At 47.7% G+C, this 23,414-nt stretch carries 22 protein-coding genes and 1 riboswitch; of the genes, 6 read left to right on the top strand and 16 right to left on the bottom strand.

From position 1 onward, the window contains the following. Nucleotides 1-98: 98 nt before the first annotated feature. Both ASF99_RS01200 and ASF99_RS01195 read left to right on the top strand, forming a co-directional pair. Entirely contained in the window at nucleotides 99-782 is a 684-nt protein-coding gene (locus ASF99_RS01200; RefSeq protein ID WP_023467135.1) for an MgtC/SapB family protein, read from the top strand. Between the two features lie 109 nt (nucleotides 783-891). After that, nucleotides 892-2,526 (top strand): peptide ABC transporter substrate-binding protein, encoded by a 1,635-nt coding sequence (locus ASF99_RS01195; protein WP_023467134.1) that lies wholly within the window; start codon nucleotides 892-894, stop codon nucleotides 2,524-2,526. A gap of 116 nt (nucleotides 2,527-2,642) precedes the next feature. On the opposite strand, the gene ASF99_RS01190 is transcribed toward ASF99_RS01195, so the two are convergent. Further along, nucleotides 2,643-2,900 (bottom strand): hypothetical protein, encoded by a 258-nt coding sequence (locus ASF99_RS01190; RefSeq protein ID WP_023467133.1) that lies wholly within the window; start codon nucleotides 2,898-2,900, stop codon nucleotides 2,643-2,645. 262 nt (nucleotides 2,901-3,162) lie between these two features. Then, the gene (ade, locus tag ASF99_RS01185; protein ID WP_055966612.1) at nucleotides 3,163-4,896 is read right to left on the bottom strand and encodes an adenine deaminase; all 1,734 of its coding nucleotides are present in this window, start codon (nucleotides 4,894-4,896) and stop codon (nucleotides 3,163-3,165) included. 124 nt (nucleotides 4,897-5,020) lie between these two features. On the opposite strand from ade, the gene ASF99_RS01180 reads away from it, so the two are divergent. Further along, the gene (locus tag ASF99_RS01180) at nucleotides 5,021-5,560 is read left to right on the top strand and encodes a gamma carbonic anhydrase family protein (RefSeq protein WP_055966609.1); all 540 of its coding nucleotides are present in this window, start codon (nucleotides 5,021-5,023) and stop codon (nucleotides 5,558-5,560) included. A 111-nt stretch (nucleotides 5,561-5,671) separates the two neighbouring features. Then, nucleotides 5,672-5,857: a hypothetical protein gene (locus tag ASF99_RS01175; protein WP_023467130.1), complete on the top strand. Its 186-nt coding sequence runs from the start codon at nucleotides 5,672-5,674 to the stop codon at nucleotides 5,855-5,857. 145 nt (nucleotides 5,858-6,002) lie between these two features. On the opposite strand, the gene ASF99_RS01170 is transcribed toward ASF99_RS01175, so the two are convergent. Together ASF99_RS01170 and ASF99_RS01165 are read right to left on the bottom strand one after the other, a co-directional pair. Further along, nucleotides 6,003-7,586, bottom strand: coding sequence for an ABC transporter permease/substrate-binding protein (locus tag ASF99_RS01170; RefSeq protein WP_029340779.1), 1,584 nt, complete (start codon nucleotides 7,584-7,586; stop codon nucleotides 6,003-6,005). Further along, complete coding sequence (locus ASF99_RS01165; protein WP_029340778.1) at nucleotides 7,583-8,710, bottom strand: ABC transporter ATP-binding protein; 1,128 nt, start codon at nucleotides 8,708-8,710, stop codon at nucleotides 7,583-7,585. The genes ASF99_RS01170 and ASF99_RS01165 overlap by 4 nt, the downstream gene beginning before the upstream one ends. Nucleotides 8,711-8,902: 192 nt before the next feature. On the opposite strand from ASF99_RS01165, the gene ASF99_RS01160 reads away from it, so the two are divergent. Next, on the top strand, nucleotides 8,903-9,898 hold the full coding sequence (locus ASF99_RS01160) for a LysM peptidoglycan-binding domain-containing protein (protein ID WP_055966607.1): 996 nt from the start codon (nucleotides 8,903-8,905) through the stop codon (nucleotides 9,896-9,898). A gap of 123 nt (nucleotides 9,899-10,021) precedes the next feature. Here the strand turns inward: ASF99_RS01160 and lysA are convergent, their stop codons facing one another. The 12 genes from lysA to ASF99_RS01100 all read right to left on the bottom strand — a co-directional run bounded on the left by lysA (nucleotide 10,022) and on the right by ASF99_RS01100 (nucleotide 22,531). Further along, the gene (lysA, locus tag ASF99_RS01155; RefSeq protein WP_055966603.1) at nucleotides 10,022-11,338 is read right to left on the bottom strand and encodes a diaminopimelate decarboxylase; all 1,317 of its coding nucleotides are present in this window, start codon (nucleotides 11,336-11,338) and stop codon (nucleotides 10,022-10,024) included. Nucleotides 11,339-11,351: 13 nt separating this feature from the next. After that, complete coding sequence (gene alr, locus ASF99_RS01150) at nucleotides 11,352-12,410, bottom strand: alanine racemase (RefSeq protein ID WP_055966600.1); 1,059 nt, start codon at nucleotides 12,408-12,410, stop codon at nucleotides 11,352-11,354. Further along, nucleotides 12,407-13,339, bottom strand: a complete 933-nt coding sequence (locus ASF99_RS01145) for a branched-chain amino acid transaminase (RefSeq protein WP_023467124.1) — start codon at nucleotides 13,337-13,339, stop codon at nucleotides 12,407-12,409. Before ASF99_RS01145 ends, alr begins: the two co-directional genes overlap by 4 nt. Before the next feature lie 25 nt (nucleotides 13,340-13,364). Next, a complete protein-coding gene (gene dapD, locus ASF99_RS01140; RefSeq protein ID WP_029340774.1) occupies nucleotides 13,365-14,072 on the bottom strand; it encodes a 2,3,4,5-tetrahydropyridine-2,6-dicarboxylate N-acetyltransferase in 708 nt (235 codons plus the stop codon). Further along, nucleotides 14,059-14,805, bottom strand: coding sequence for a 4-hydroxy-tetrahydrodipicolinate reductase (dapB, locus tag ASF99_RS01135; RefSeq protein ID WP_023467121.1), 747 nt, complete (start codon nucleotides 14,803-14,805; stop codon nucleotides 14,059-14,061). The genes dapD and dapB overlap by 14 nt, the downstream gene beginning before the upstream one ends. Then, nucleotides 14,802-15,683 (bottom strand): 4-hydroxy-tetrahydrodipicolinate synthase, encoded by an 882-nt coding sequence (dapA, locus tag ASF99_RS01130; RefSeq protein WP_023467119.1) that lies wholly within the window; start codon nucleotides 15,681-15,683, stop codon nucleotides 14,802-14,804. Before dapA ends, dapB begins: the two co-directional genes overlap by 4 nt. 17 nt (nucleotides 15,684-15,700) lie before the next feature. Next, nucleotides 15,701-16,693 carry an aspartate-semialdehyde dehydrogenase gene (locus ASF99_RS01125; RefSeq protein WP_055966597.1) on the bottom strand — a complete coding sequence of 331 codons (993 nt, stop codon included), beginning with the start codon at nucleotides 16,691-16,693 and terminating at the stop codon, nucleotides 15,701-15,703. Nucleotides 16,694-16,706: 13 nt separating this feature from the next. Then, nucleotides 16,707-17,906: an aspartate kinase gene (locus ASF99_RS01120; protein WP_023467116.1), complete on the bottom strand. Its 1,200-nt coding sequence runs from the start codon at nucleotides 17,904-17,906 to the stop codon at nucleotides 16,707-16,709. A 112-nt stretch (nucleotides 17,907-18,018) separates the two neighbouring features. Beyond that, a riboswitch (Lysine riboswitch) is annotated at nucleotides 18,019-18,196 on the bottom strand. Between the two features lie 70 nt (nucleotides 18,197-18,266). Continuing rightward, nucleotides 18,267-19,637: an argininosuccinate lyase gene (argH, locus tag ASF99_RS01115; protein ID WP_023467114.1), complete on the bottom strand. Its 1,371-nt coding sequence runs from the start codon at nucleotides 19,635-19,637 to the stop codon at nucleotides 18,267-18,269. Further along, on the bottom strand, nucleotides 19,634-20,839 hold the full coding sequence (locus ASF99_RS01110; protein WP_023467113.1) for an argininosuccinate synthase: 1,206 nt from the start codon (nucleotides 20,837-20,839) through the stop codon (nucleotides 19,634-19,636). The genes argH and ASF99_RS01110 overlap by 4 nt, the downstream gene beginning before the upstream one ends. A gap of 118 nt (nucleotides 20,840-20,957) precedes the next feature. Then, a complete protein-coding gene (locus ASF99_RS01105; RefSeq protein WP_023467111.1) occupies nucleotides 20,958-21,386 on the bottom strand; it encodes a GNAT family N-acetyltransferase in 429 nt (142 codons plus the stop codon). Next, nucleotides 21,383-22,531 carry an alanyl-tRNA editing protein gene (locus ASF99_RS01100; RefSeq protein ID WP_023467109.1) on the bottom strand — a complete coding sequence of 383 codons (1,149 nt, stop codon included), beginning with the start codon at nucleotides 22,529-22,531 and terminating at the stop codon, nucleotides 21,383-21,385. The genes ASF99_RS01105 and ASF99_RS01100 overlap by 4 nt, the downstream gene beginning before the upstream one ends. Nucleotides 22,532-22,659: 128 nt before the next feature. On the opposite strand from ASF99_RS01100, the gene phnF reads away from it, so the two are divergent. Then, nucleotides 22,660-23,394 carry a phosphonate metabolism transcriptional regulator PhnF gene (gene phnF / locus ASF99_RS01095; RefSeq protein WP_023467107.1) on the top strand — a complete coding sequence of 245 codons (735 nt, stop codon included), beginning with the start codon at nucleotides 22,660-22,662 and terminating at the stop codon, nucleotides 23,392-23,394. Nucleotides 23,395-23,414 lie beyond the last annotated feature (20 nt).

Here is a 23,414-nt window from a genome sequence, read left to right as displayed (position 1 = left end):
TTTCCGTATATCTATTACATCTTACGTATATTCATTCGAAAGACACAAAAGTCATTATAACAAATCACCTTCTAAAGTAAAGAAAGGATTTGAGACGAATGAACTGGATTCATGTATTTCAGCTCGAAGACCTTCTAAAACTCCTATTGGCTGCTACACTTGGAATTTTCATCGGATTCGAGCGTGAAATTAAAAATAAACCGGTCGGTATACGCACTAGCCTCGTAATTACCCTCATCAGCTGTCTTTTAACCATTGTCTCTATAAAATCCGTCCTGCTCTATCACGATATGGCGACTCATGTCCAGATGGATCCGATGCGCCTTGTCGCGCAAATCATTACCGGAATCGGATTCATCGGAGCTGGTGTCATCTTACGACGACCACATGATATCGTCAGCGGACTAACAACTGCCGCCATTATATGGAGTGCAAGTGGGATTGGGATTGCTGTCGGTGCCGGATTCATTTGGGAATCGATTTTTCTCGTTCTCTTTCTGTTTTTCCTATTAGAAGGTCTGACTTGGGTGATGCGTCACATCAACAATAGTCGATTTGAAGCGAACGTCCTCGTCGCACATTTACTTCTTCCCGCCGATCTTGATCCATCCGACATCATCTTCGCCCTTGAACAAAAAGGTGTTCGGATTACGAATATACGCATGCGAGGAAATCCAATTCGATTAACATTACGGATGTATTCCCCTCATTCGCTGACCCTATTCCTACTTTATGACTATTTAAAATCACTTGGAATTAAGGATATAGACCTTGATCAGTAAGAATTATCTGAAAATTTATGTTGCATTTTTAATCACTTTCACTTAAATTAACAATATGTTCACATTTTTCTGAAATATTTAAAACTAACTCTCGGGGGGTCATCGTTCCATGAATAAACCATCGAAAATTGCTTTTGCTGGACTATCCAGCATTGCACTACTTGCTGTCGCTGCATGCGGGCAAGGAAATGATGAGAATGCAAGCGGCTCGGATTCGAAAAATAAGAAAAAGGAAGTCACGCTCGTTTCGACGACAGATGTACCTCAGCTCGATCCGACGAAAACGACGGACTCGACTTCCATCATTGTTACGAACAACGTCTTTGAAGGACTCTATCGTCTTGACGGCGATAACAAGCCAACACCTGGAATCGCAGAAAGTGTCGAAGTATCAGACGATAAAAAAACATACACGTTCAAATTGCGTAAAGATGCGAAATGGTCAGATGGATCAGCCGTCACAGCAGATGATTTCATTTATGCTTGGAAACGTGCACTTGATCCAAAGACAGCAGCAGAATACGCGTACATTTTACAAGATTTGAAAAACGCCAATAAAATCATGGCTGGAGACGCTGAACTCGATGAACTCGGTGTCAAGAAAGTCGATGACCAAACACTTGAAGTACAACTCGAAGCTCCTGCTCCTTACTTCCTTGGCTTAACGAGTTTCCCAACGTACTTACCATTAAAGCAATCATTCGTCGAAGATAAAGGCGATAAGTTTGCGACAAGTGTTGATACAATGGTCTTCAACGGACCTTTCGTACTCGATAAGTGGCAAGCGAACGCTGGGTGGACATATAAGAAAAATCCGGATTACTGGGATAAAGCAAGCGTCAAGATGGATCAAATTAACGTTAAAGTCGTCAAAGAGATTTCGACTGGCGTCAACCTCTTTGAATCAAAAGAAGTCGATTTTGCACCAATTACATCGGAGTTCGTCTCACAGTACGAAAAATCAGAGGATTACAAGACTCGTCCAGATGCTCGGATCAACTTCCTTCGCTTTAACCAAAAGAATAAAGCATTGAAAAACAAAAACATTCGTAAAGCACTTGCACTCGGTTTTGAGAAGCAAGGGATTACCGATGTCATCCTAAACGATGGATCAAAACCAGCGAACTTTATCGTTGCGAAGGATTTCACATTTACACCAGATGGCGAAGACTTCCGTACGAAGTATCCGGATCTTCAAAGCTACGATGCAGATGCAGCGAAAAAAGCTTGGGATGCTGGTTTGAAGGAACTTGGTGTCAAAACAGTCGAACTCAGCATGCTCTCACGGGATGAAGATGCTTTCAAGAAAGTCTCTGAGTACTTAAAAGGTGACCTAGAGAAACATCTTCCTGGTTTGACGATCAATATCAAACAACAACCATTCAAAAACTTCCTCGATCTCGAATCGAAGGGTGATTATGACATCTCTGCAGCTGGATGGGGACCTGACTATCAGGATCCAATGACGTTCCTCGACATGTGGTTGACAGGCGGAAGCTTCAACCGGATGGAATACTCGAACAAAAAGTTCGATGATCTCATCAAAGGAGCGAAACAACAAGCCGATGAAGCGAAGCGTTGGTCTGATATGCAAGAAGCTGAAAAAATCTTGCTAACAGATGACTACGCGATTGCGCCGATCTACCAAAAAGGTGAAGCTTACTTGCAACGGACAAACATTGATAAATTATACCGTCACCCATTCGGTGCCGATATGAGCTTTAAATGGATGGAATTAAAATAACCCTTTAGAATATTGATGAACAAGTAGCGGATCTCGTTCCCTACTTGTTTTTTTATTTTCCAACGCGGTTCTCAGAAAACAACAAAGACCCCTTCTGACGGAGCCATCGGGGGTCTTTACTGTGCGATTTGTTTATAAAAAGCAATCTCTTCATCCTGTCCTTCCTCAACTGCTCGGAAGAATTCAGCGAAGTAAGCATAAAGAACGGTGCGTTCCTCATACGTTGGTCGAGCTTGACGAATGACGGAGAATGCAAGATTTCGCAACTGACGTTTTGTTCGTCGATGTGTTGGTAACGCATGGAACTGACGCGTAAATGAACGATAGACATCCGCAATCAAAGCTTCGTGCCCTTCAAAATATGTCTTATCCATAATGATGATCTCCTTTCTAACCTTGTTGTCCTACTGTTTTCTACGAACCTTTTAGATAAAAGTTTCATAGAAAGTGAGATTTCTCACAAATGATATAGACCTTACTATAACAAGCTTTCCAAAATGATTCAACATCCAAACTATTAAGTTTCATTAAGGAATTTTAGCCGTTTTGTAAAGTTCCTTTCTTTGATTTTAGATCATCTATTCCTAACACAAAACGGTCTGAGTCCCGGAAAGAGACTCAGACTCACGACGGACATCAGTCTGCTTGTACTGAAATATGCTGGAAGTGTTTCACATCGAATAATCCACTGTCGGTCAGCTTTAATTCCGGAATGACCGGTAAGCAAAGGAATGACATCGTCAAATAGGGATTAAAGGAACGATCCGCCTCTAACACATCGAGGGCATCATTCAATGCTTCGAGTGTATCTCCAACTTCTTGGAAGGGACGATTCGTCATCAGTCCAGCGATTTCAAGCGGTAACTCAGCAAGTACCTCTTGCCCATTGACGGCAATGACTCCCCCACCCGCTTGGACGAGACGTTCCGCAGCCAGTTGCATCTCTTCGTCTGATGCGCCAACGATGACGAGGTTGTGCGAATCATGGGCAACAGTCGCCGCAATCGCTCCGCGTTTCATCTTGAAACCTTTGACGATCCCGACTGCCGAGAAGGATGTGCCGTGATGCCGTTCAATGACAGCAATCTTTAAGAGATCCTGCTCCGGTACAGGCACGAAATGTCCGTCTTGAAGCGGAACGTCGAGAACCAGATGTTCCGTGACGATGCTTTTCGGAATGACTCCGATCACATGCGCCCGTGATGATTCAAGTGGAAGGGCAAATACTTCTGGTGTAATCGGTTTTGTATTCAATGCACCTCGTAACGATTCTGGAACATGCGCGCGTCGTACTGTTCGGGTCGTTTTTCCTGCTCGTGCGACACACTCACCTTTAATATAAACCTCGTCAATCACGACGTTATCGGCATCGGATAACAAGACGAAGTCCGCCCGGCGTCCTGGTACGATGGCTCCCCGATCGTCCAGACGATAGGCATTCGTCGCATGCAACGATGCCATCGCATACGCTGTTTCGCGTTTAATTCCATGACGAATCGCATAGCGGATATTATAGTCGATCGTTCCCTCTCGTAACGTATCATCCAAATGTTTATCGTCCGTACAGAAGAGGAAACGGCTCGCGTTGCTTTCCGTCACAGCATCGAGTACTTCCTTCAAGTTTCGGGCAGCTGATCCTTCCCGCACTTCGACATACAGACCACGACGCGCTCGGGCGATCGCATCTTCTTTACTGACAGATTCATGATCCGTTCGAATTCCGGCGACACCATAAATGTTAATTTCGCGTGGTCCAAGTCCCGCAGCATGACCATCGACCAGTTTTCCTGCGTCTTCGATCTGTTTAATTTTTTGGAGCATATCGCGATCGGCTCGTTCGACCGCTGGATAATCCATGACTTCTCCTAAACCATGGACACCAGGATGATTGACGAATGGTGCAAGTGCCGCCGCATCAAGTGATGCTCCCGCGTGTTCAAACGAAGTCGCCGGTACGCAGCTCGGTAACATCATACGGACATCAAGCGCGAGACCTTCAGCATCGTCTAGCATAAAGGATAATCCTTCTGCTCCTTTGACATTCGCGATCTCATGAGGATCGGCGATTATCGTCGTGACACCTAACGGTAGAATCGCTTGCTCATACTCACTTGGCGGCACCATCGATGATTCAATATGGACATGGGCATCGACGAAACTTGGTGCGATGAAAAGTCTTTCTCCCAAACGATTCTCGATTCCGTCATACCCCTCTCCGACAGCAGCAATATAACCTGAATCAATCGCTACATCTGCTGTATATGTCTCACGTGTCATGACATCAATGACTGAAATATTCTGATAGACGACGGCTGCTTTCTCTTTTTTGGCAGCAATCGCGATCAATCGTTCACGCACTGTTTGTTCCATCCTGTCTCCTCCTGTTGTAAGCGTATTTTTACCATCTTACAATTAGTTTGGAAGCTGTTGCAATTTATTTTTTGTAACGTCAAGATGAAAGAGTATCGATTTAATGCCTGAGGGGGAAAAACGCATGAAATATCGTGTCGGTTCACTTGTTCCAAACATCGATCCATCCGTTTATTTAGCGGACGGATCTAAAGTCATCGGAGAGGTCACGATCGGAAAAGACTCATCTGTCTGGTTCAATACGGTCATCCGGGGAGACGAAGGTCCGATTCACATCGGGGAACGCGTCAACATCCAAGATGGTTCGATGATTCATCAATATGAAGGGTATCCGACCATCATTGAAGATGAAGTGACGATTGGTCATATGGCGATGATTCACGGCGGAATCATTCGAAAAGGAGCGTTAATCGGAATGTCGGCGACGATCCTCGATGAAGCCGAAATCGGAGAAGGAGCATTCGTTGCTGCCGGAAGCCTTGTGCCGCCAAAAATGAAGGTACCTGCCGGCGCGATGGTCATGGGTGTTCCTGCAAAAATCGTCCGGGATATCAGTGACCATGATCGATTCATCATGGAACGAACAGTACGGAAATATGTCAAACGGGGTCAACAATACGCAGCAGGTTGCGAAGCCATTGAAGATGATTTGACAAGCTTGTGAGAACGTTTACAAAGTTCACGGGTTCTTAACACCTCCCCTCTTCCGCCTTTACAATTCTTTCGTACACTAGAGGTGTAAGAGATGAATCAAGACACAGAGAGGGGATTTTATATGATTCCAGTATACGAAGAACGCATCATGTCTGATTTGTTTTCATCTACGAATAACCCAAGTTACGGTTTGCCGACGTTACCCGAATCGGAAACGGATTGGTTGACAGTCGAGATTCAAACACGTATCGTTAAAGATGCCGAGCACCGCCTTGGAACATTAAACCGAGAGGAAGAACGTGTATGATTCAGCAACGCACTGTTCGCGCTTGGCTCGCTAGTCGCATCAAAAAATAATTTAATCACTTGATTACGTATTTTCCAAAACGATATAGCGCGTCAGCGCGCATACCAAAAGAGCCGAAGCGGATTCCCGCCTCGGCTCTATCTGTTTATTTTGAAATTAATCCTTCTTCGATCAAGAAATCACGCGCGACTTTTTCAGGACGCTGTTTCTCGACATCTGCTTTGTAATTCAATTCTTGCATCTTCTCATCCGTAATTTTATCTTTTAACGTGTTGAGGACTTTCTTCAGCTCCGGATGTTCTTCAAGTGTTTCTTGACGAACAAGCGGTACCGCATAGTATGGTGGGAAGAACTTTTTATCGTCTTCTAGCACTGTTAAATCGAATTTTTGTAACAAACCATCTGTTGAGAAGCTATCGATGACGTTCGTTCGACCATTTGTCAGTGCTGTATAACGGAGTCCTCCATCGACTGGTTGTACATCTTGGAATTTCATATCTGGATACTTTTTCTTCAAACCAAGATAACCATCTTCACGGTTCGCGAATTCGATTGTTGATCCGAGAATCAAACGATCACTGACTTTTGACATATCTGATACCGTCTTCAAGTCATATTTTTCGATATCTTCTTTCGTCATGGCAAGGGCATACGTATTGTTGAAACCGATTGGATCCAGGACGTCGACCTGACTTTTCTCAGGAATCATCTTCCCGACTTTTGCATAGACCGTTTCCGGATCCGTCTCGACGTCTTGCTTGAGCACGTCGATCAACAAAGTACCTGTGTACTCGACATACGCGTCGATTTCCCCTTTTTCAAGCGCCCCGTAAGCGACTTTTGTTCCTCCGAGGTTCAATTGACGTTCGACTTCTAAATCCGTTTTATCTTCGATTAAATCCGCTAACATATTTCCGAGAATCAATTGTTCCGTAAAGTTCTTCGATCCGATGACGATCTTATCTTCCTTGAGGAAAGAGTAAGCGACCGTTCCACCGATTAATAAGAAGACGATACTTGCAATCGCGATCTTACGTCCAGCTGGCATCGCCTTACGACGCTTCCGTGCCTTATTCTTGATCCGACCATCTGCAAGTGGAATCCCATTTGGCGCCACGGAGTATTCAATCCGACTGACGACGAAGTCGATGACGAGTGCTAAAATACCGGCTGGAATTGCTCCGGCAAGAATCTGGTTATTATCAACTGTTTGAATACCTGAGAAGACGAGGTAACCAAGACCACCGGCACCGATGAATGCTGAGATCGTCATTAAACCAACAGCTGTAACGGCTGAAATTCGGATCCCTGCCATCATGATCGGCAAAGCAAGTGGAATCTGAACCTTACTGAGGATTTGCCGATCCGTTAAACCAATTCCTTTGGCTGCTTCGAGCGTGTCCCCTGGAATGCTCGACAGACCCGTGTACGTATTTTTTACGATTGGCAAGAGTGAATAAAGCACGACCATGATGATCGCTGGTGTCGATCCGATACCAATGAACGGAATCAAGAAACCAAGTAAGGCAAGACTCGGAACGGCTTGCACGACACTCGTCAGCGCAAGGACAGGTTTCGCGAACTTTTGGTAACGGGTGATCAGAATTCCGATCGGAATCCCGAGAACGACCGCGATGACGACGGCAAAGACCGTCAGCTGTAAGTGCTCTAGCAATAAATCACCGATCTGATCGGTATTATTTTTTACATAATCAAAGAATCCGTTCATTGGACTTCCTCCTCATGAATGAATTGCTCACTCAAGACGGAAAGTAAGCTACTACGTGTAATCAACCCTCTGAGTTTTCCTGTTGCATCCGTTACTGGTAGATAACCAGTCTCTTCCTGATTCATGACTTCAAGAACATCGAGTAATGAATCGTGTTCATTGACGGCGATGATTTCGCCCTCCATCACTTCTTCGATCCGTTGGCTCTTATCCGGAATCGTCTGGATGTTCTTCAACTTAATCAGCCCTTGTAAGACGCGGTCACGATCGGTGATCAACAGGCTGTCGACTTTGCGTCCACGCATGATTTCAATTCCCTGCAACAACGTCCGTTTGCCACTGATTGAAACTGGGTCCTCGATCATGATATCTTCTGCCTTGATGAATTCTGGACTACTCCAGATTTTATTTTTTCCGATGAACGATTCGACATATTCATCTTTTGGATGACGCAAGATTTCTTCTGGAGTATCGAACTGGACGATTTCCCCATCACGCATGATACATATCCGATCCGCTAACTTGATCGCTTCATCCATATCATGGGTGACGAAAACGATCGTCTTTTTCACTTCTTCCTGCAAGTTAAAAAGTTCTTCCTGTAGATCGTTACGGGTAACGGGATCGAGTGCACTGAACGGCTCATCCATCAAAATGACATCAGGATCATTCATTAAAGCTCGTGCGAAACCAACACGCTGTTGCTGCCCACCACTGAGTTCGCTTGGATAACGATCGATGAATTGCTTTGGATCAAGCCCGACCATCGTCAACAGTTGTTCTGTCCGTTGATCCATCTCATCGTGGTTCTTCCCCTCAAGCCCAGCAATCAATTGAATGTTTTCCCGGACCGTCATGTGAGGGAACAAGCCGGTTTGCTGAATGACATATCCCATATGACGTCTTAATTCGATCGTGTCCGTCTTCATGATGTCCTTCCCGTTGACCAAAATCGTGCCTGAAGAAGGTTCGATCAGTCGATTGATCATCTTAAGTGACGTCGTTTTCCCACAGCCACTTGGTCCGATGAAAACAACGAGTTCACCCTTTTGAATCTCGAGCGATAAGCCTTTCAAGACGACATTGTCCTTAAACTGCTTACCGACGTTTTTGAATTCGATCATTCCTTCTCACTCCTTTTTACTATTTCCATATATTATGGTTTCCCAAAAAGATTACGGTTTAAACAAATTTTCTGTAATTTAGTTTTATTTCTTTGCAAAACGGGAATTTCTTAGTTCTTTTTTTTAAATAAAGGGAATACCTTAATAAAGAGTACTTGTAAAGCATGTTTTTGATGAAGGAGGTACTAGACGATGAACATCAAGAAACCTACCATCATGATGATCGGATTACTTCTCCTTAGTCCACTTTCGATTCCTTCACAGGTTAATGCGGCGAGCTCTACGTTTGTGACGAAAGGAACGACGACACAAAAAGTCGTCGCATTGACGTTTGATGACGGTTCAGATGGGACGAACATTGCAAAAATCTTAAGTATCTTGAAAAGTAACCAAGTGAAAGCGACTTTCTTTTTGACAGGCAGTGGTGCAACCAACCATCCCCAATCGATCAAAAACATCGCAACCGCTTCTCCGACACATCAAATCGGCAATCACTCATATTCGCATCCGGATTTTACGACACTAACAGCGAGCCAGATGACGAGTGAATTATCCCGAACAGAATCTCTCATCCGGTCCTTGACCGGAAAAACGACGAAACCAATTTTCCGAGCGCCGTTTGGTGCAAGTAATAGCAACGTGTTGAGTGCCGTTGGGGCGGCAGGTTACACGAAAACGATTCAATGGAATATTGATACGACGGATTGGAAAGGCATCTCTTCAACAGCCATCTTGGATCGTGTATTACCAAAAGTCGTTCCCGGATCGATTATTCTGATGCATACCGGTGCTGGTGCGAAAGGAACACCGACCGCCTTGCCGACGATGATTTCGAAACTCAAAGCCAAAGGCTATTCGTTCGTCACGATTTCAGAACTCCTCCGCTCACCAACTCCAACCGGTACGACGTATACCGTCAAAGCTGGCGATACACTCTATTCGATCGCCCGTAAATACAATGTCTCGGTCTCTGCCCTCGCGAGTGCGAATAACATCACGAATTGGAATCTGTTGAATGTCGGTCAAGTCTTGAAAATTCCAACAACGATGTATACGGTCAAAGCCGGTGATACACTTTACTCGATTGCGACACGATATGGTGTCACCGTCACAGCATTGATGCAGGCAAACAACATTACGAATCCGAACCTCTTGCTCATTGGACAAGTCTTAAAAATTCCAAACTGAATCTGCTGATCGCAACAAAAAAACGATTCCTCTCTATTCAAGAGAAGAATCGCTTTAGATCGTATGCATGAAATCGGCGCGATAGCGTCGGTTTTTTTGTGCTCTCGTTTGACCCCGCACCTCTTATGAATCTGATCGGACCCCGTTGATCCCAAGATCACACTGAATCAAATCCGCATACGTTTGTCGACGGACGACTTCACGGGATTCCCCGTCCCGAACGAAAACGAGTGCCGGACGTAAGAACTGGTTATAGTTGCTTGCCATCGAGAAGTTATACGCTCCTGTCCCAAAGACAGCAAGTGTATCGCCACCGTTCGGTGTGACCAACTGTGCTTTTTCAGCGACGAGATCCCCTGATTCACAAGCTGCTCCGACGACCGTCACTTCAGTCGTTTCACCGCTCATCCGGTTTGCGATGACGGTTTCATACACGGCACCGTAAAGTGCTGGGCGAATGTTATCCGTCATTCCGCCATCGACCGAAAGATATGTTCGGACGCCTTCGATCTCTTTGATTGCCCCGACCGTATACAGTGTCGTTCCTGCATTCGCAACGACCCAGCGGCCTGGCTCGATTCCGATTCGTGGACGTTCGATGCCGAGTCGCTCCGTTTCCGTCTCGATCACATCCATGACGCGTGCGATCGTCGCTTCAAAATCAAGCGGCTGATCGTCCTGTGTATAGGCAATACCGAAGCCGCCGCCAACATTGACTTCGCTGACTGTGAAGCCATGATGCGCACGAATCGTTTCGACAAAGCCCATCATCGTCCGAGCTGTCTGTTCGAACAGTAACGGATCTTGGATTTGCGAACCGACATGACAATGGATGCCAAGTAACGACAGATGTTCCGATGCTAAAATTGCCTCGATTGCGTCCAAATAATCTGACGCATGTGTTGAGAAACCGAATTTCGTATCGACGCCACCTGTCTGGATTTTTGCATGCGCTCCCCCGATGACTTGTGGCACGATCCGGATCAGGACATGGACCGTTTGACCTGCTTGCGCTGCGATGGCTTCCAGTTGTGCAATTTCGGCAAAGTGATCGATGACGATCCGTCCGACACCTTGCTCAACGGCATACTGAAGATCAGCCGTTGATTTATTCGAACCATGGAAATAGATCCGTTCTGCCGGAACCCCGGATTGACGGGCGATGAAGAGTTCTCCCCCCGTAACGACATCGATTCCGAGACCATGACGCACGACTTGTTCATATACGGCACTGACCGTCAGAGCTTTAGAAGCGAAGGAAGCATACGTGTTCGGATACTTATCAAGGAAGTGTTCCCGGACGGTCGCTAATCGATCCGTCAGCTCCCGCTCTGCCATCACGTACAATGGTGTTCCGTACTGTGCTGCAAGATCGGTCGCTGCGACACCATCGATGTGCAACGTGTTGTTTTCTTCTGTCAGGTATTGACTTCCATACATAATAAGTTCCTCCTTATAAATACTGATGTGTCAAACGCCACGACCGGGCGCACATCTGCTCTGAATTGTTCGCTGCTCCTGTCCGGGTGATATCGTCAATTTCAACGCCATCCCCGTATAGCACGACCTCGTCTCCGACCTCAATCGTCCCATCGACAGCGACGAACGTATGACTCATGAATAATTTATTGATGACCGGATAAGGTTTTTCTTTAATATGAACAGGCAACGCGGCACGCCCACGGACGACACCGTCTCCATAGCCGACGGGTAAAATAGCAATCCGCATCGGTTCTGTACTCGTGAAGTTCGTCCCGTATCCCACATGCTCACCCGGTCCAATTTCGCGAATTTCAACGACCTCCGTCGTCATCCGTAGCGAAGGGACGAGCCAGTCCATCTTTTCAATCGGTGAATAGCCGAATAAGAAGATGCCAGGGCGGACATAGTTACAAAATGCGAGACGCGGATCGTGTTTGACGATCGTCGCACTGTTTTCCGAGTGCATATACGTAAACGTATGGCGCTTTCGTAACACATCGGCAATGGCGACGAAACGTTCGACTTGTCCATCGTGATCCGCATCCGGTTCATCGGCAAGCGGAAAGTGTGTATATAAACCTGTTAAATCAAGCGAATCTGCTTGCGCAAGCGCAAGGACAGCTTCCGCCTCTTGAAGCGAACTGACACCAAAACGATTCATCCCGACGTTGATCTTCAAATGTAACTCGATTCCCTGTAGCTGTTTACTGTTTAGGGCGAGCCATTCTAGCGATGAGACCCCGAGTGCGATTCCGAAACGTCGTGCTGTTTCAAAATCCTCCGTCGGATTCATCACCAGTACATAACTGTCTGGAAAATTCGTTTTGATTTCAATGGCTTCATACAACTCAGCGACAGCAAAGTGATGCACATCAGATGCCATCAGCGTCTCGACCATCTCGAGCATACCTAAGTTATACGCATTGTTCTTGACCACGGCAAAAATACGTTTACGTGACCGAGCGAAGACCGATGCGACGTTCTGTCGCACCGCCTTCCGATCGATCGTGACGAGTGTACGCGTCGTCATTCTGCGACAGCGGGTGTCACATACGTCAACCAATCCGCATATTGCGGCAATTGACCTGTGACGGCTTGACGGTAAAGATCGAGCAACTCATCTGCGACGTTCCGTGTTCCGCCGTTGATCGAGATATGATCGATTTCACCGACACTCGTGATTTCAGCAGCTGTTCCTGTTAAGAAGATCTCATCTGCGACATACAGCTCATCGCGTCCGATGTGACGTTCAACAACAGGATAGCCTTGATCTTGTGCCAAACGGATGATGACTTGGCGTGTGATACCGTCGAGTACTGAACAATCAAGTGACGGTGTATGAATCGTTCCGTTTTTAAGAAGGAAGAGGTTCGCAACACTCGCTTCACTGACGTTTCCGTTCATATCGAGTGCGATGGCTTCATCAAATCCATCACGGATCGCTTCACCTTTTAAGAGTTGTGAGTTCATATAGTTCGCAGCCGCTTTCGCTTGCATCGGCATCATCGTTGATGAGACGCGGCGGTATGATGCGACTTTGGCACGGATGCCAGCGCCTTTATCGAAGTATTCCCCAAGCTCCCAGCAAGAGATACCGACATGAACCGTCGTATCTTTCGCCATTAATGCTTGCCATGGCGTACCGAGGAACACGAATGGACGGATATAACACGATTCAAATCCGTTTTTCGCAACTAGATCAATCGTCGCCTGGACGAGTTCATCAACCGTATACGGAATCGTGACGTGATAATACGCACAACTGCGGAAGAGACGTTCGATATGTTCCTTCAATTGGAAAATCGCCGGTCCGTCCGGTGTCGCGTAAGCACGAATTCCTTCAAAGAATCCACTACCATAGTGAATCGCATGTGACATGACGCTTGTGTTCGCATCTTTCGGATCATGAAAGACTCCATCTAACCAAATTGCTTCTCCATACTGTGTATCCACTGCCATGTGTTTTCCTCCTCTTCGACGTCAATCAGAGTGAACGTAAATCATCCACCAATTGCGTCTTCTCTTCTGTTTTCGCATCTTTCTGTTTGATGACACGTGCAGGTGTTCCGGCAACGACGCTTCCAGCAGGTACGTCTTCTGTGACGACACTACCAGCAGCGACGACGGCATCTTTACCGACTTTCACGCCTTCAAGGATGACTGCATTCGCACCGATCAAGACACCGTCTTCAATGATGACAGGTGTTTTTGAAGGTGGTTCGAGGACACCCGCGACCACGGCACCTGCGCCGACATGAACGTTTTTCCCGATCGTCCCACGTGCACCGACGACAGCGTTCATATCAATCATTGTACCATCTCCGATTGATGCACCGATATTGATGATCGCACCCATCATGACGACTGCGTTATCGCCGATGACGACATGATCACGAATCCATGAACCTGGCTCGATACGCGCATTCAAGTGACGTGTATCAAGCATTGGTACTGCACTGTTGCGACGGTCATACTCCACGTGAACATCCGTGATGCGATCTGAATACTTTTCTAAGAAAGTAGCCGCAAGTCCTGCATCCGCGAAGAAAATCTTTGATTCATCTGATCCGAACGCTGTAGCGCCTTCGATCGTCAAGCCCGCCAAATCGCCGTTGACGTAAAGTTTTACCGGTGTTTGTTTTTTAGCATCTTTAATGAATTTAGCAATTTCGTAAGCATCAGTGAGTAACATGTGAATCCTCCTGTGTGTAGAGCGTCTCTAATGTATAGAGTCCCGCTGTTTTTTGAATGAGTGCCTCAGCTGCTTTGATCGCACCAGAAGCAAATACTTTTTTCGATAGCGCTGTATGTTTGATTTCAATCAATTCGTCGACACCTGCGAATAAGACTTCGTGTTCTCCGAAGATCGTTCCACCGCGCATCGCGTGCATCCCGATCTCGTTCGTCTCCCGCTTTTGCCGCGTCTGTGACCGGTCATATACCGGTGTGACGTCACGTGCCGTCTGAATCGTTTGCAATAACAACTCAGCCGTTCCGCTTGGCGCATCGACTTTTTGGTTGTGATGTTTCTCGAGCAATTCGATGTCATACGCTCCTGCTAGTGGTACGAGTGTCTTCAGCAGTTGCTGCACCATCGCGATACCGTACGACATATTGTACGACTGGAAAATTGGAATTTCTTTCGCAGCGTCCTTGATCGATGCCAGTTCCGCCTCTGAAAAACCAGTCGTCGCGATGACGAGTGGTGTTTTTGTCGCTAGCCCGTATGCGAGCAGATCCGGTAGCAAACTCGGATGCGAGAAGTCGATGATCGCATCGACCGTTTCTGACATCTCTGTTAGCTCGGCATATGAAGCGATCGTATCGGATGACTTCGTCCGGTCAACGATCGCCACGACACTTTGTGGTGCGAGTTCGACGACGTATTGTCCTGTCGCCCCATAACCGTGTAACGCGAGTTTCATCGAACCACTCCTTTGTAAGCCCGCATCGTTTCGAGTAAGTGGGCATGTCCCGCTTCCGATTGACGGACGAGCGGCAAGCGCGGCGCACCGACAGCAAAGCCGAGTTCTTCAAGCGATGCTTTAACTGGAATCGGATTGACATCACTGAACAAGGCACCGATGACCGGTAACAAGTCTGCCTGAATCCGGCGTGCTGTGACGAGATCTTGTGCGAGCAACGCCTCAGCAAGTGCTTGTGTCTCTGCTGGGTACGGGTTCGAAAGAACTGAGATGACGCCTTGTGCGCCCCATGCCATGTACGGCAGGATTTGATCATCATTTCCACAGAAGACCGCGAAGTCTTCCGGAATCGCCGCCATCAGTTCACCCATGAAGCTGACATCTCCACTCGCTTCCTTAAAGGCTTGGATTCGTGGATGACGTGCTAACGTCACTGCTGTTTCGACTGCGATCGCAACTCCTGTCCGCGACGGAACGTTGTACAGCATGATTGGTAATTCGGTTGCATCAGCGACCGCCGTGAAATGTGCGACGAGACCCGCTTGCGATGTTTTATTGTAGTACGGTGTGACGAGCATCGCTGCGTCCGCACCGAGGCGCTCTGCGAGTAACGTCTTCTCGATTGTTGCTGCCGTGTTGTTCGAACCCGTTCCGGCAATGACTGGTACTCGTCCTGCCGTGATTTGAACGGCAGTCGTCAGTAGTTGTTCGAATTCCGTATTCGTCAGTGTCGATCCTTCTCCTGTCGTTCCTCCGACGACAAGCGCCTGAATTCCTGCTGCGAGTTGTTGCTCGATCAAGCGTTCGAATACGTGTAGATCCAACTCGCCTGCTTCATTAAATGGTGTGACGAGCGCTGTACCTGCTCCTTTGAACATGAAGAACTCCTCCTTTTTTATGAATGAATCGACTGTTCGATTGCTTGGCGTGCGACTTGTACGGCATTCGAGGCAGCACCTTTTCGAATGTTGTCGGCTACACACCAGAGATGGAACGTGTTCGCGAGACTATCATCTTGTCGAATCCGACCGACGTAGACGTCGTCCGTACCACTTGCATCGAGTGGCATCGGATAACGCGTATTCGCGACATCATCGATGAGGACGACGCCCGGTGCGCCTTCAAGTGCTTCACGGATCGCTGCAACCGTCGTCGGCTGCGTAAACGTGACGTTGATCGCAACCGAGTGAGAATTCGTGACTGGAACACGCACACATGTCGCACTGACTGGTAGTGCTGGAAGATTGAAGATTTTCCGTGTTTCGTCAATCATCTTCTGCTCTTCTTTCGTATAGCCGTTCTCAAGGAACACATCGATATGTGGCAAGATGTTATCGTGAATCGGATGCGGATAATTGACGGGTTCTTCTCCGCGTGCTCCACGTGCCAGATCCTCGATTCCTTTTTGACCAGAACCGGATACGGCCTGATACGTCGTATAGTTGACACGCTCGAATCCCAGTGACTGGAGCGGTGCTAAGGCGACGACGGATTGAATCGTCGAACAGTTCGGATTTGCGATCAAGCGGTCCGTCGCTTGAATCGCTTGTGGATTGACTTCTGGCACGACAAGCGGAATCGTCTCCTGCATCCGGAAAGCACTTGAATTATCAACGACGAGTGTTCCGTTTTCAGCTAGTAACGGGGCATATTGTTCACTGATCGTTCCGCCCGCCGCGAACAACGCGACGTCAATCTCGTCTTCCGTGATACTTGGTGTCAGTGCTTGGATCGTAATGGCTTCTTCCTTGAACTGTACCGTGTTCCCTGCTGAACGAGCAGAAGCGTAAGCGGACAGGCGGCTGACCGGGAAGTCCAGTTCGGCTAGTACTTGTAACATTTTTTGACCGACGGCGCCGGTTGCTCCAATGACTGCTACATGATACATCCTGTTTTCCTCCTTATAACTCGAACGCGTTTGCAATCGCTGCAACCGTCCGTTCAATGTCTGCTTGTGCAATCGTGTACGAGATGCTGATTTCTGATGTCGTGACTTGATAGAACGGGATGTTCTCTGCTCGGAAGATTGCGAACAACTTCGAAGCGACACCTGTTGCATCCCGCATCCCGATTCCGACGACAGATAATTTTGCGTGTTGATTATGGCGATCGACCTTGACTGTCGTGAAGCGATCCATGATGTCTTTCAATGCTTCATCGAGGAACTCTTCCTCATCGAGTGGACATGAGAACGATAAGAAAATGTCACTGTCGAACGTCGTTTGACTGATCATGTCGATGTTGACGTGGCGATTGGATAACAGTTCGAAGATATCGGCTACTGCTGCATTCGTTTGCGGTACGTGTTTGATTGATACCGTCAAGACGTTCTTCGTCACACTGACACTCGTCACCGCTTTTTGTTCCATTGTTTCCGTCGCTTCCATGATCCATGTTCCCCTTTTCGATTCAAGTGTTTTCCCGACGAAGATGTGTACGCCGTATTTTTTTCCTAGTTCGACACTCCGCATTTCCATGACCTTCGACCCGAGGGCGCTCATCTCCATCATCTCATCATATGAGATGTGCGGAATCGGTTGAGCAGCAGCATGGATTCGTGGATCAGCCGTATAGACACCGTCGACATCCGTGTAGATTTCACACCGTTTATCAAGGACTGCCGCAAGGGCAACAGCCGTTGTATCCGATCCACCACGTCCGAGCGTCGTGACATCACCGAGTTCGTTGACACCTTGGAATCCAGCGACGATGACGACATCGTATGTTTCGAGTTTTTGTCGTAACAGATTTCCATCAATCTGTTTGATCTTACTTTTCGTATGCAATCCCATCGTACTGATTCCCGCTTGAGCGCCTGTTTGCGATAACGCTTTGACGCCGAGTGAGTTGAGGGCGATGCTGAGTAATGAAATCGTCTGTTCTTCTCCGATGGCAAGCAGACGATCGAGTTCTCGGCGCTCGGGGCGATCTGTGATGGCTTGCGCCTGAGCAATCAAAGAATCTGTCATCTTGCCCATCGCTGAAACGACGACGACAAGTTTTTCACCTTCGGCTGCGCGACTCTTCAAATAATTCGCAATAGACTGAATCTGTTCGACAGTCGCAACCGAGCTTCCACCAAATTTAAGTACAGTTGTCACAATCCTATCTCCTTTGTCCCGATACAGAAAAAAACGACGGGCCGGTAGGAGCGTTCCTACGGCCCGTCGTTATCACGATCGGACAAACGAAGACAAAGTCATTCGTTCTTTTACGTAAGATAGCGCTCCGAAACATCGGTTTCGGCAGTACAACGGATCTTAACCGTTGTACCAGCAAACAAGAAGAAGCATCTTCTCGTTCACTTCGGCGGACTTCCCCTTTCACATCATTCGGCATGCTTGCCTTCAAGAATGATGCTACTCATGTCATCCGCGCCTCTATCTGTCGGTTGTTAGTTACAGTTATAGCAGACATCTTTTGTTAAATCCAGTCATTTGACTGTTTTTTTTCAAAATTCGTCAATTCGCAAGATGCTGTTTCGCGAGTTCGAGTTGCTCCGACACGGCAGCAAACCCTGTCCCGCCGTAGCTAGTCCGGCGTGCTACTGCTTGAACCGGATCGAGGAGCGGATAGACGTCTTCCGTGATATCCGGATGGAACGTTTGATACGTCTCGAGGTTCAAATCCTTCAGGAAACAACCGTTCTGCACACAGTAAAGGACGGCTTTGCCGACGATTTCATGCGCTTCCCGGAACGGTATGCCTTTCGTTACAAGGTAGTCAGCGAGTTCCGTTGCATTCGAGAAGTCTTGCATTGTCGCCTTCTTGAGCGCTTCGGTCTTAAACGTCGCAGATTCAATCATTCCAGTGAAGATTTGAACGGATTGGAGAACGGTATCTGCTGTATCGAAGACCCCTTCCTTATCCTCTTGCATGTCTTTATTGTAAGCGAGTGGTAATGCCTTCATCGTCGTCAAGAAGCCCATCAGGTTACCGTAGACGCGCCCCGTTTTTCCACGAATCAACTCAGCGAAATCAGGATTTTTCTTTTGTGGCATCATGCTCGATCCTGTTGAGAAGGCATCGGATAACTCGATAAAGCTAAATTCTTGCGACGCCCAGATGATGATTTCTTCACAAAAGCGCGAGAGATGCATCATGACGGTCGAAGCGATCCCGAGGTATTCGATGACGAAATCACGGTCCGAGACAGCATCAAGACTGTTTGGATAGACCGACTCAAAACCGAGCAACTCAGCAGACCGGAAACGATTGATCGGGAATGTCGTCCCCGCGAGCGCACCTGCCCCGAGCGGTGATTTCCGAATTCGTTTTTGATTATCCGTCAACCGTTCGACATCACGTTCGAACATCCAGAAATAAGCGAGCAAGTGATGCGCAAGCGAGATCGGTTGTGCCCGTTGCAAATGCGTATACCCTGGCATGACCGTCTCGATATGTTGCTCCGCTTGTTCCGTGATGACCGACTGGAGCTCGCGTAATGCCGTCGTCAACGCTTCAACATGTTGTTCCATCCATAGATGTAAATCCGTTGCGACCTGGTCATTTCGGCTCCGTGCCGTATGCAGTTTTCCTGCAACCGGACCAATCTGTTCCGTCAATAGACGCTCGAGATTCATGTGAATGTCTTCATCTGCTAGCGTATACACATGATCCGCTAACGTCGTTTCCAGTTGCTTCAGTCCTTGCTCGATTTGTGTCCACTCGTCTTGAGCGAGGATCCCTTGTTCAAATAGCATCTGCGCGTGTGCGAGACTGCCTTTTAAATCGACGCTCGCTAATTTTTGATCGAACGTGATCGATGCTCCGAAGGCTTCCGCTTGAGCGGAAGCACTTTCCGTAAAACGTCCACCCCAGAGTTTGGTCATTTCGTGACACCCGCCTGACGATGTACGCTCGCATGCGTCGAAACGGCAAGTCCGTGTAATTTGATGAAGCCTTTTGCTGCTTCATGATCGAATGCGTCTTCTTTCGTGTACGTCGCAAGTTTCTCATCGTAGAGCGAGACAGCGGACTGACGACCTGTCACAGTTGCGTTTCCTTTGAACAGTTTAACGCGAACTTCTCCTGTGACGTCCTGTTGTGTCGCTGTCAAGAATGCTTTCAAGCCTTTCGTCAACGGTGCATGGAAGAGACCGTTGTAGATTGTTTCTGCATATTGTTTGCTGAGTAGTGGTTTGAAATGCGCGACGTCCTTCGTCAATGTAATCGTCTCGAGTGCAGCGTGCGCTTTGAGTAACACAGTTGCGCCTGGGCACTCATAGACTTCCCGCGATTTGATACCGACGAGACGGTTCTCGACGTGGTCGATCCGTCCGACCCCATGTGCACCAGCGATGATGTTCAGTTCCGTGATCAGTTTCGCCAGTGGATACGTCGTTCCGTTGATCGAGACCGGAACACCTGCTTCAAAGCCAATGATGACTTCTTCTGCCTGATCCGGAGCGTCTTCTGGCGCTACTGTCAACGCATAAGCGTCTTGCGGTGGCTCTGTCCAAGGGTTTTCTAGGACACCACATTCGTTACTCCGTCCCCAAAGGTTCATGTCGATTGAGTATGGGCTGTCGAGGTTGATCGGAATCGGCACATTGTTTTCTTTCGCATAGGCGATTTCTTCTTCCCGTGACCATTTCCATTCCCGGACCGGTGCGATGACTTCGAGTGATGGATCAAGTGCTGCGACTGAAACTTCGAACCGGACTTGGTCGTTCCCTTTTCCGGTACATCCGTGAGCGACTGCCGTCGCACCGTGCTGATGCGCGACTTCGACAAGCTTTTCTGCGATCAACGGACGCGAAAGCGCTGAAATCAACGGATAGGCATTTTCGTAATGCGCGCCATATTGAAGTGCCGGTAAAACGAAGTCTTGTGCGAATTCTTCTTTAACATCGAGGACGATCGATTCGATCGCACCGACGAGGAGTGCTTTTTCTTTAATGATGGATAAATCTTTTCCTTCTCCGACATCCATGCATAAGGCAATGACGTCATAGTCCTTGCTCAACCACTTGATGGCTACCGATGTATCAAGTCCCCCAGAGTACGCTAAGATCAATTTTTGTTTCGACATGTATAATTCCCTCCTGGTTTTAAATTCATCTGTCTGTATAAAAATTCATTATGAATTATATATATACATAGAAAACAAAAAAAAGAAACCCTTTTTGCAGGATTTCTTTCAAAATAACTTACATTTTTTTCTCCATCGTCCGGTGTGGGATGCCCGCATCATCGAATTCATCGGAGACGATCGTATAACCGAGTCCTTGATAAAACGGGATCGCTTGGACTTGTGCGCCGAGTGTTAGCAATTGCTTCCCTTCGCGACGTGCGACTCGTTCCATCGCCTGCATCAACTCGCCACCGTATCCTTTTCCTCGCGCTGTCGCTAGCGTCGCGACACGCTCTACCTTCATCCGTTGGTCGTCATATGGACGGGTACGCCCCGTTGCGACCGGTCGACTCTGCTCATCGAGGACAAGCAGATGAATTGCTGTTTCATCATGTGTATCATATTCAAGATGGCGTGGTACGCCTTGTTCCTCGACGAAGACACGCTCCCGGATCATCCGGACGGCTTGATGTTGTTCTGCTGTACGTACTTGAATGACTGTCATGACTGATATTCCTCCCGTAATCGATCGACATATGCCATCGCATCATCCCGATTCGTAAATTGTGCCTGTGCCTGAACCGCATTTCCTCCGCCTCGCCCATTAAATGTTTTGACATGTGCTTTAGCGAACTTCCCGAGATGGGGTTCACCTGGACTACTCATCAGTAACTTGTTCGTCGTCGCATTCCAGACGACGCCGACGCGTCCCGCTTCTTGAATCGCTTTAGCAAGTTGCTCGGATATTTTGATTTCTTCATCCAGATGTTCGAACACAAGAATGCCTTCTTGTTGTTCTAAAGCATGAGCGAGTGTGAACGTCGCAAGTTGTTCCTGGGCGTGTTCGACCTGTTTCGTTAAGCGTTTCTGCTCTTCTTGTAACGCTTGGACGGCTTCTAGCATTTGAACCGGTTTGACTGATAAAGCTTGCGCTGCTTCCCGTAAAGCTCGTCGTTCTGCCTGTAGGAGTTGATATGCCCGTTCCTTTGCGACATAAGAAAGACGAATATTTCCACGAATTCGTTCGACTCCAGTAAAGAGAATCGACTCGAGCTGTGCCGTCGAATCGAGATGCGTTCCACCACAGGCACTATAATCGAGTGTACCGATTTGAACGACGCGAATTCGTCCTTCGACTTGTGGTGTTTTTCGTAATGGTAAACGTAGCGCTTCCGCCTCGTCATACTCGGTCGCTGTGATCGGTAATCCTTGTTCAATCACCTGGCGTAATCGTCGATCCAGCTGTTCTTGTTGCAGAGTTGTCCATTCAGGTGTCTCGATATCAAGCGTCGAGACCTCACTTCCCGTCCGAAAACTAAGTGTCTTGATATTTGATTCATCTTGTAGGATTGCAGAGATGACATGTTGTGCCGTATGCTGCGCCGCATGATCGATCCGGACTGCGTCATCTACGATCCCGGTGACGTCACCTGTGAGCGGCGTCGCCAGTTGGTGCCAGACGACACCGTCTTCGATTTGGACGTCAAGGACCGGTTGGTCGTTCAATGTTCCACGGTCCGCCGGCTGTCCACCGCTCTCCGGATAGAAGTAACTTTTCTCTAAAGCAACCCAATAGCTGTCTACTTGTTTTGTTGCGCGAATGGATGTCTGAAAGGTTCGGACATCGGATTCTATTTGTTCGGGGCGCATGCCTCGACCACCTTTCTCTGTCAGTTTCACTCTGTATTATGCCATATTTCATCCAGAATCGTTTGTCGGCTTGCCTTTTTCCTAGTACACTAGACGAAAGACTACCGATCGCGAAGGGACGAAATGCCGTGATTCAGCATATCAATAAAAATTCACCACTCCCCATCTACTATCAAATCGAAGCTGCCTTAAAACAACAAATCGAAAGCGGTGTTCTTCAACCTGGCGATCTAATTCCGTCCGAGCGCGAATTTGCGGAAGCGCATCAAATTAGCCGAATGACGGTCCGGCAAGCCATTTCAAACTTGGTCAACGCCGGTTACTTGATTCGTCAAAAAGGACGAGGAACATTCGTCGCGAATAAAAAAATCGTCATGCAACTGTCTGGCTTGACGAGTTTCTCGGAAGAGATGGAACATCTTGGACTAGAACCGACGAGTGCGCTTCTCTCCTATCAAATCATCGACGCGTCGATGACGATCGCAAACAAGCTCCGGATTCGCGAAGGGGCATCCGTGTATGAATTGAAACGTTTACGAATCGCAGATGAGCAAGCGCTTGCCCTTGAGACCGTCTATATCCCGGAACAGCTCTTACCTGGACTCGATCAAGACGTCGCGACCGCATCGCTCTATGCATTTGCAGAAGCGAGCGGATTAAATCTTGGACGTGCGAGTCAAACGTTCGAATCACGTCTTGCAACAAAGGAAGAGGCGGGTCATCTTGGTCTATCGACCGCTTCGCCTGTCTTATCCGTCGAGCAACTGACGTATCTCGCGACGGAGCAACCGTTTGAATACGTCATCTCCGCTTACCGCGGCGACCGCTATACCTTCACCGTCGAAATGGAACGCCAACGCTAAAAATCCCCTTGTATCGTCGT

The organism is Exiguobacterium sp. Leaf187, assembly GCF_001423925.1.
Lineage (GTDB): Bacteria > Bacillota > Bacilli > Exiguobacteriales > Exiguobacteriaceae > Exiguobacterium_A > Exiguobacterium_A indicum.
This window is presented reverse-complemented; position numbering and strand designations above follow the sequence as displayed.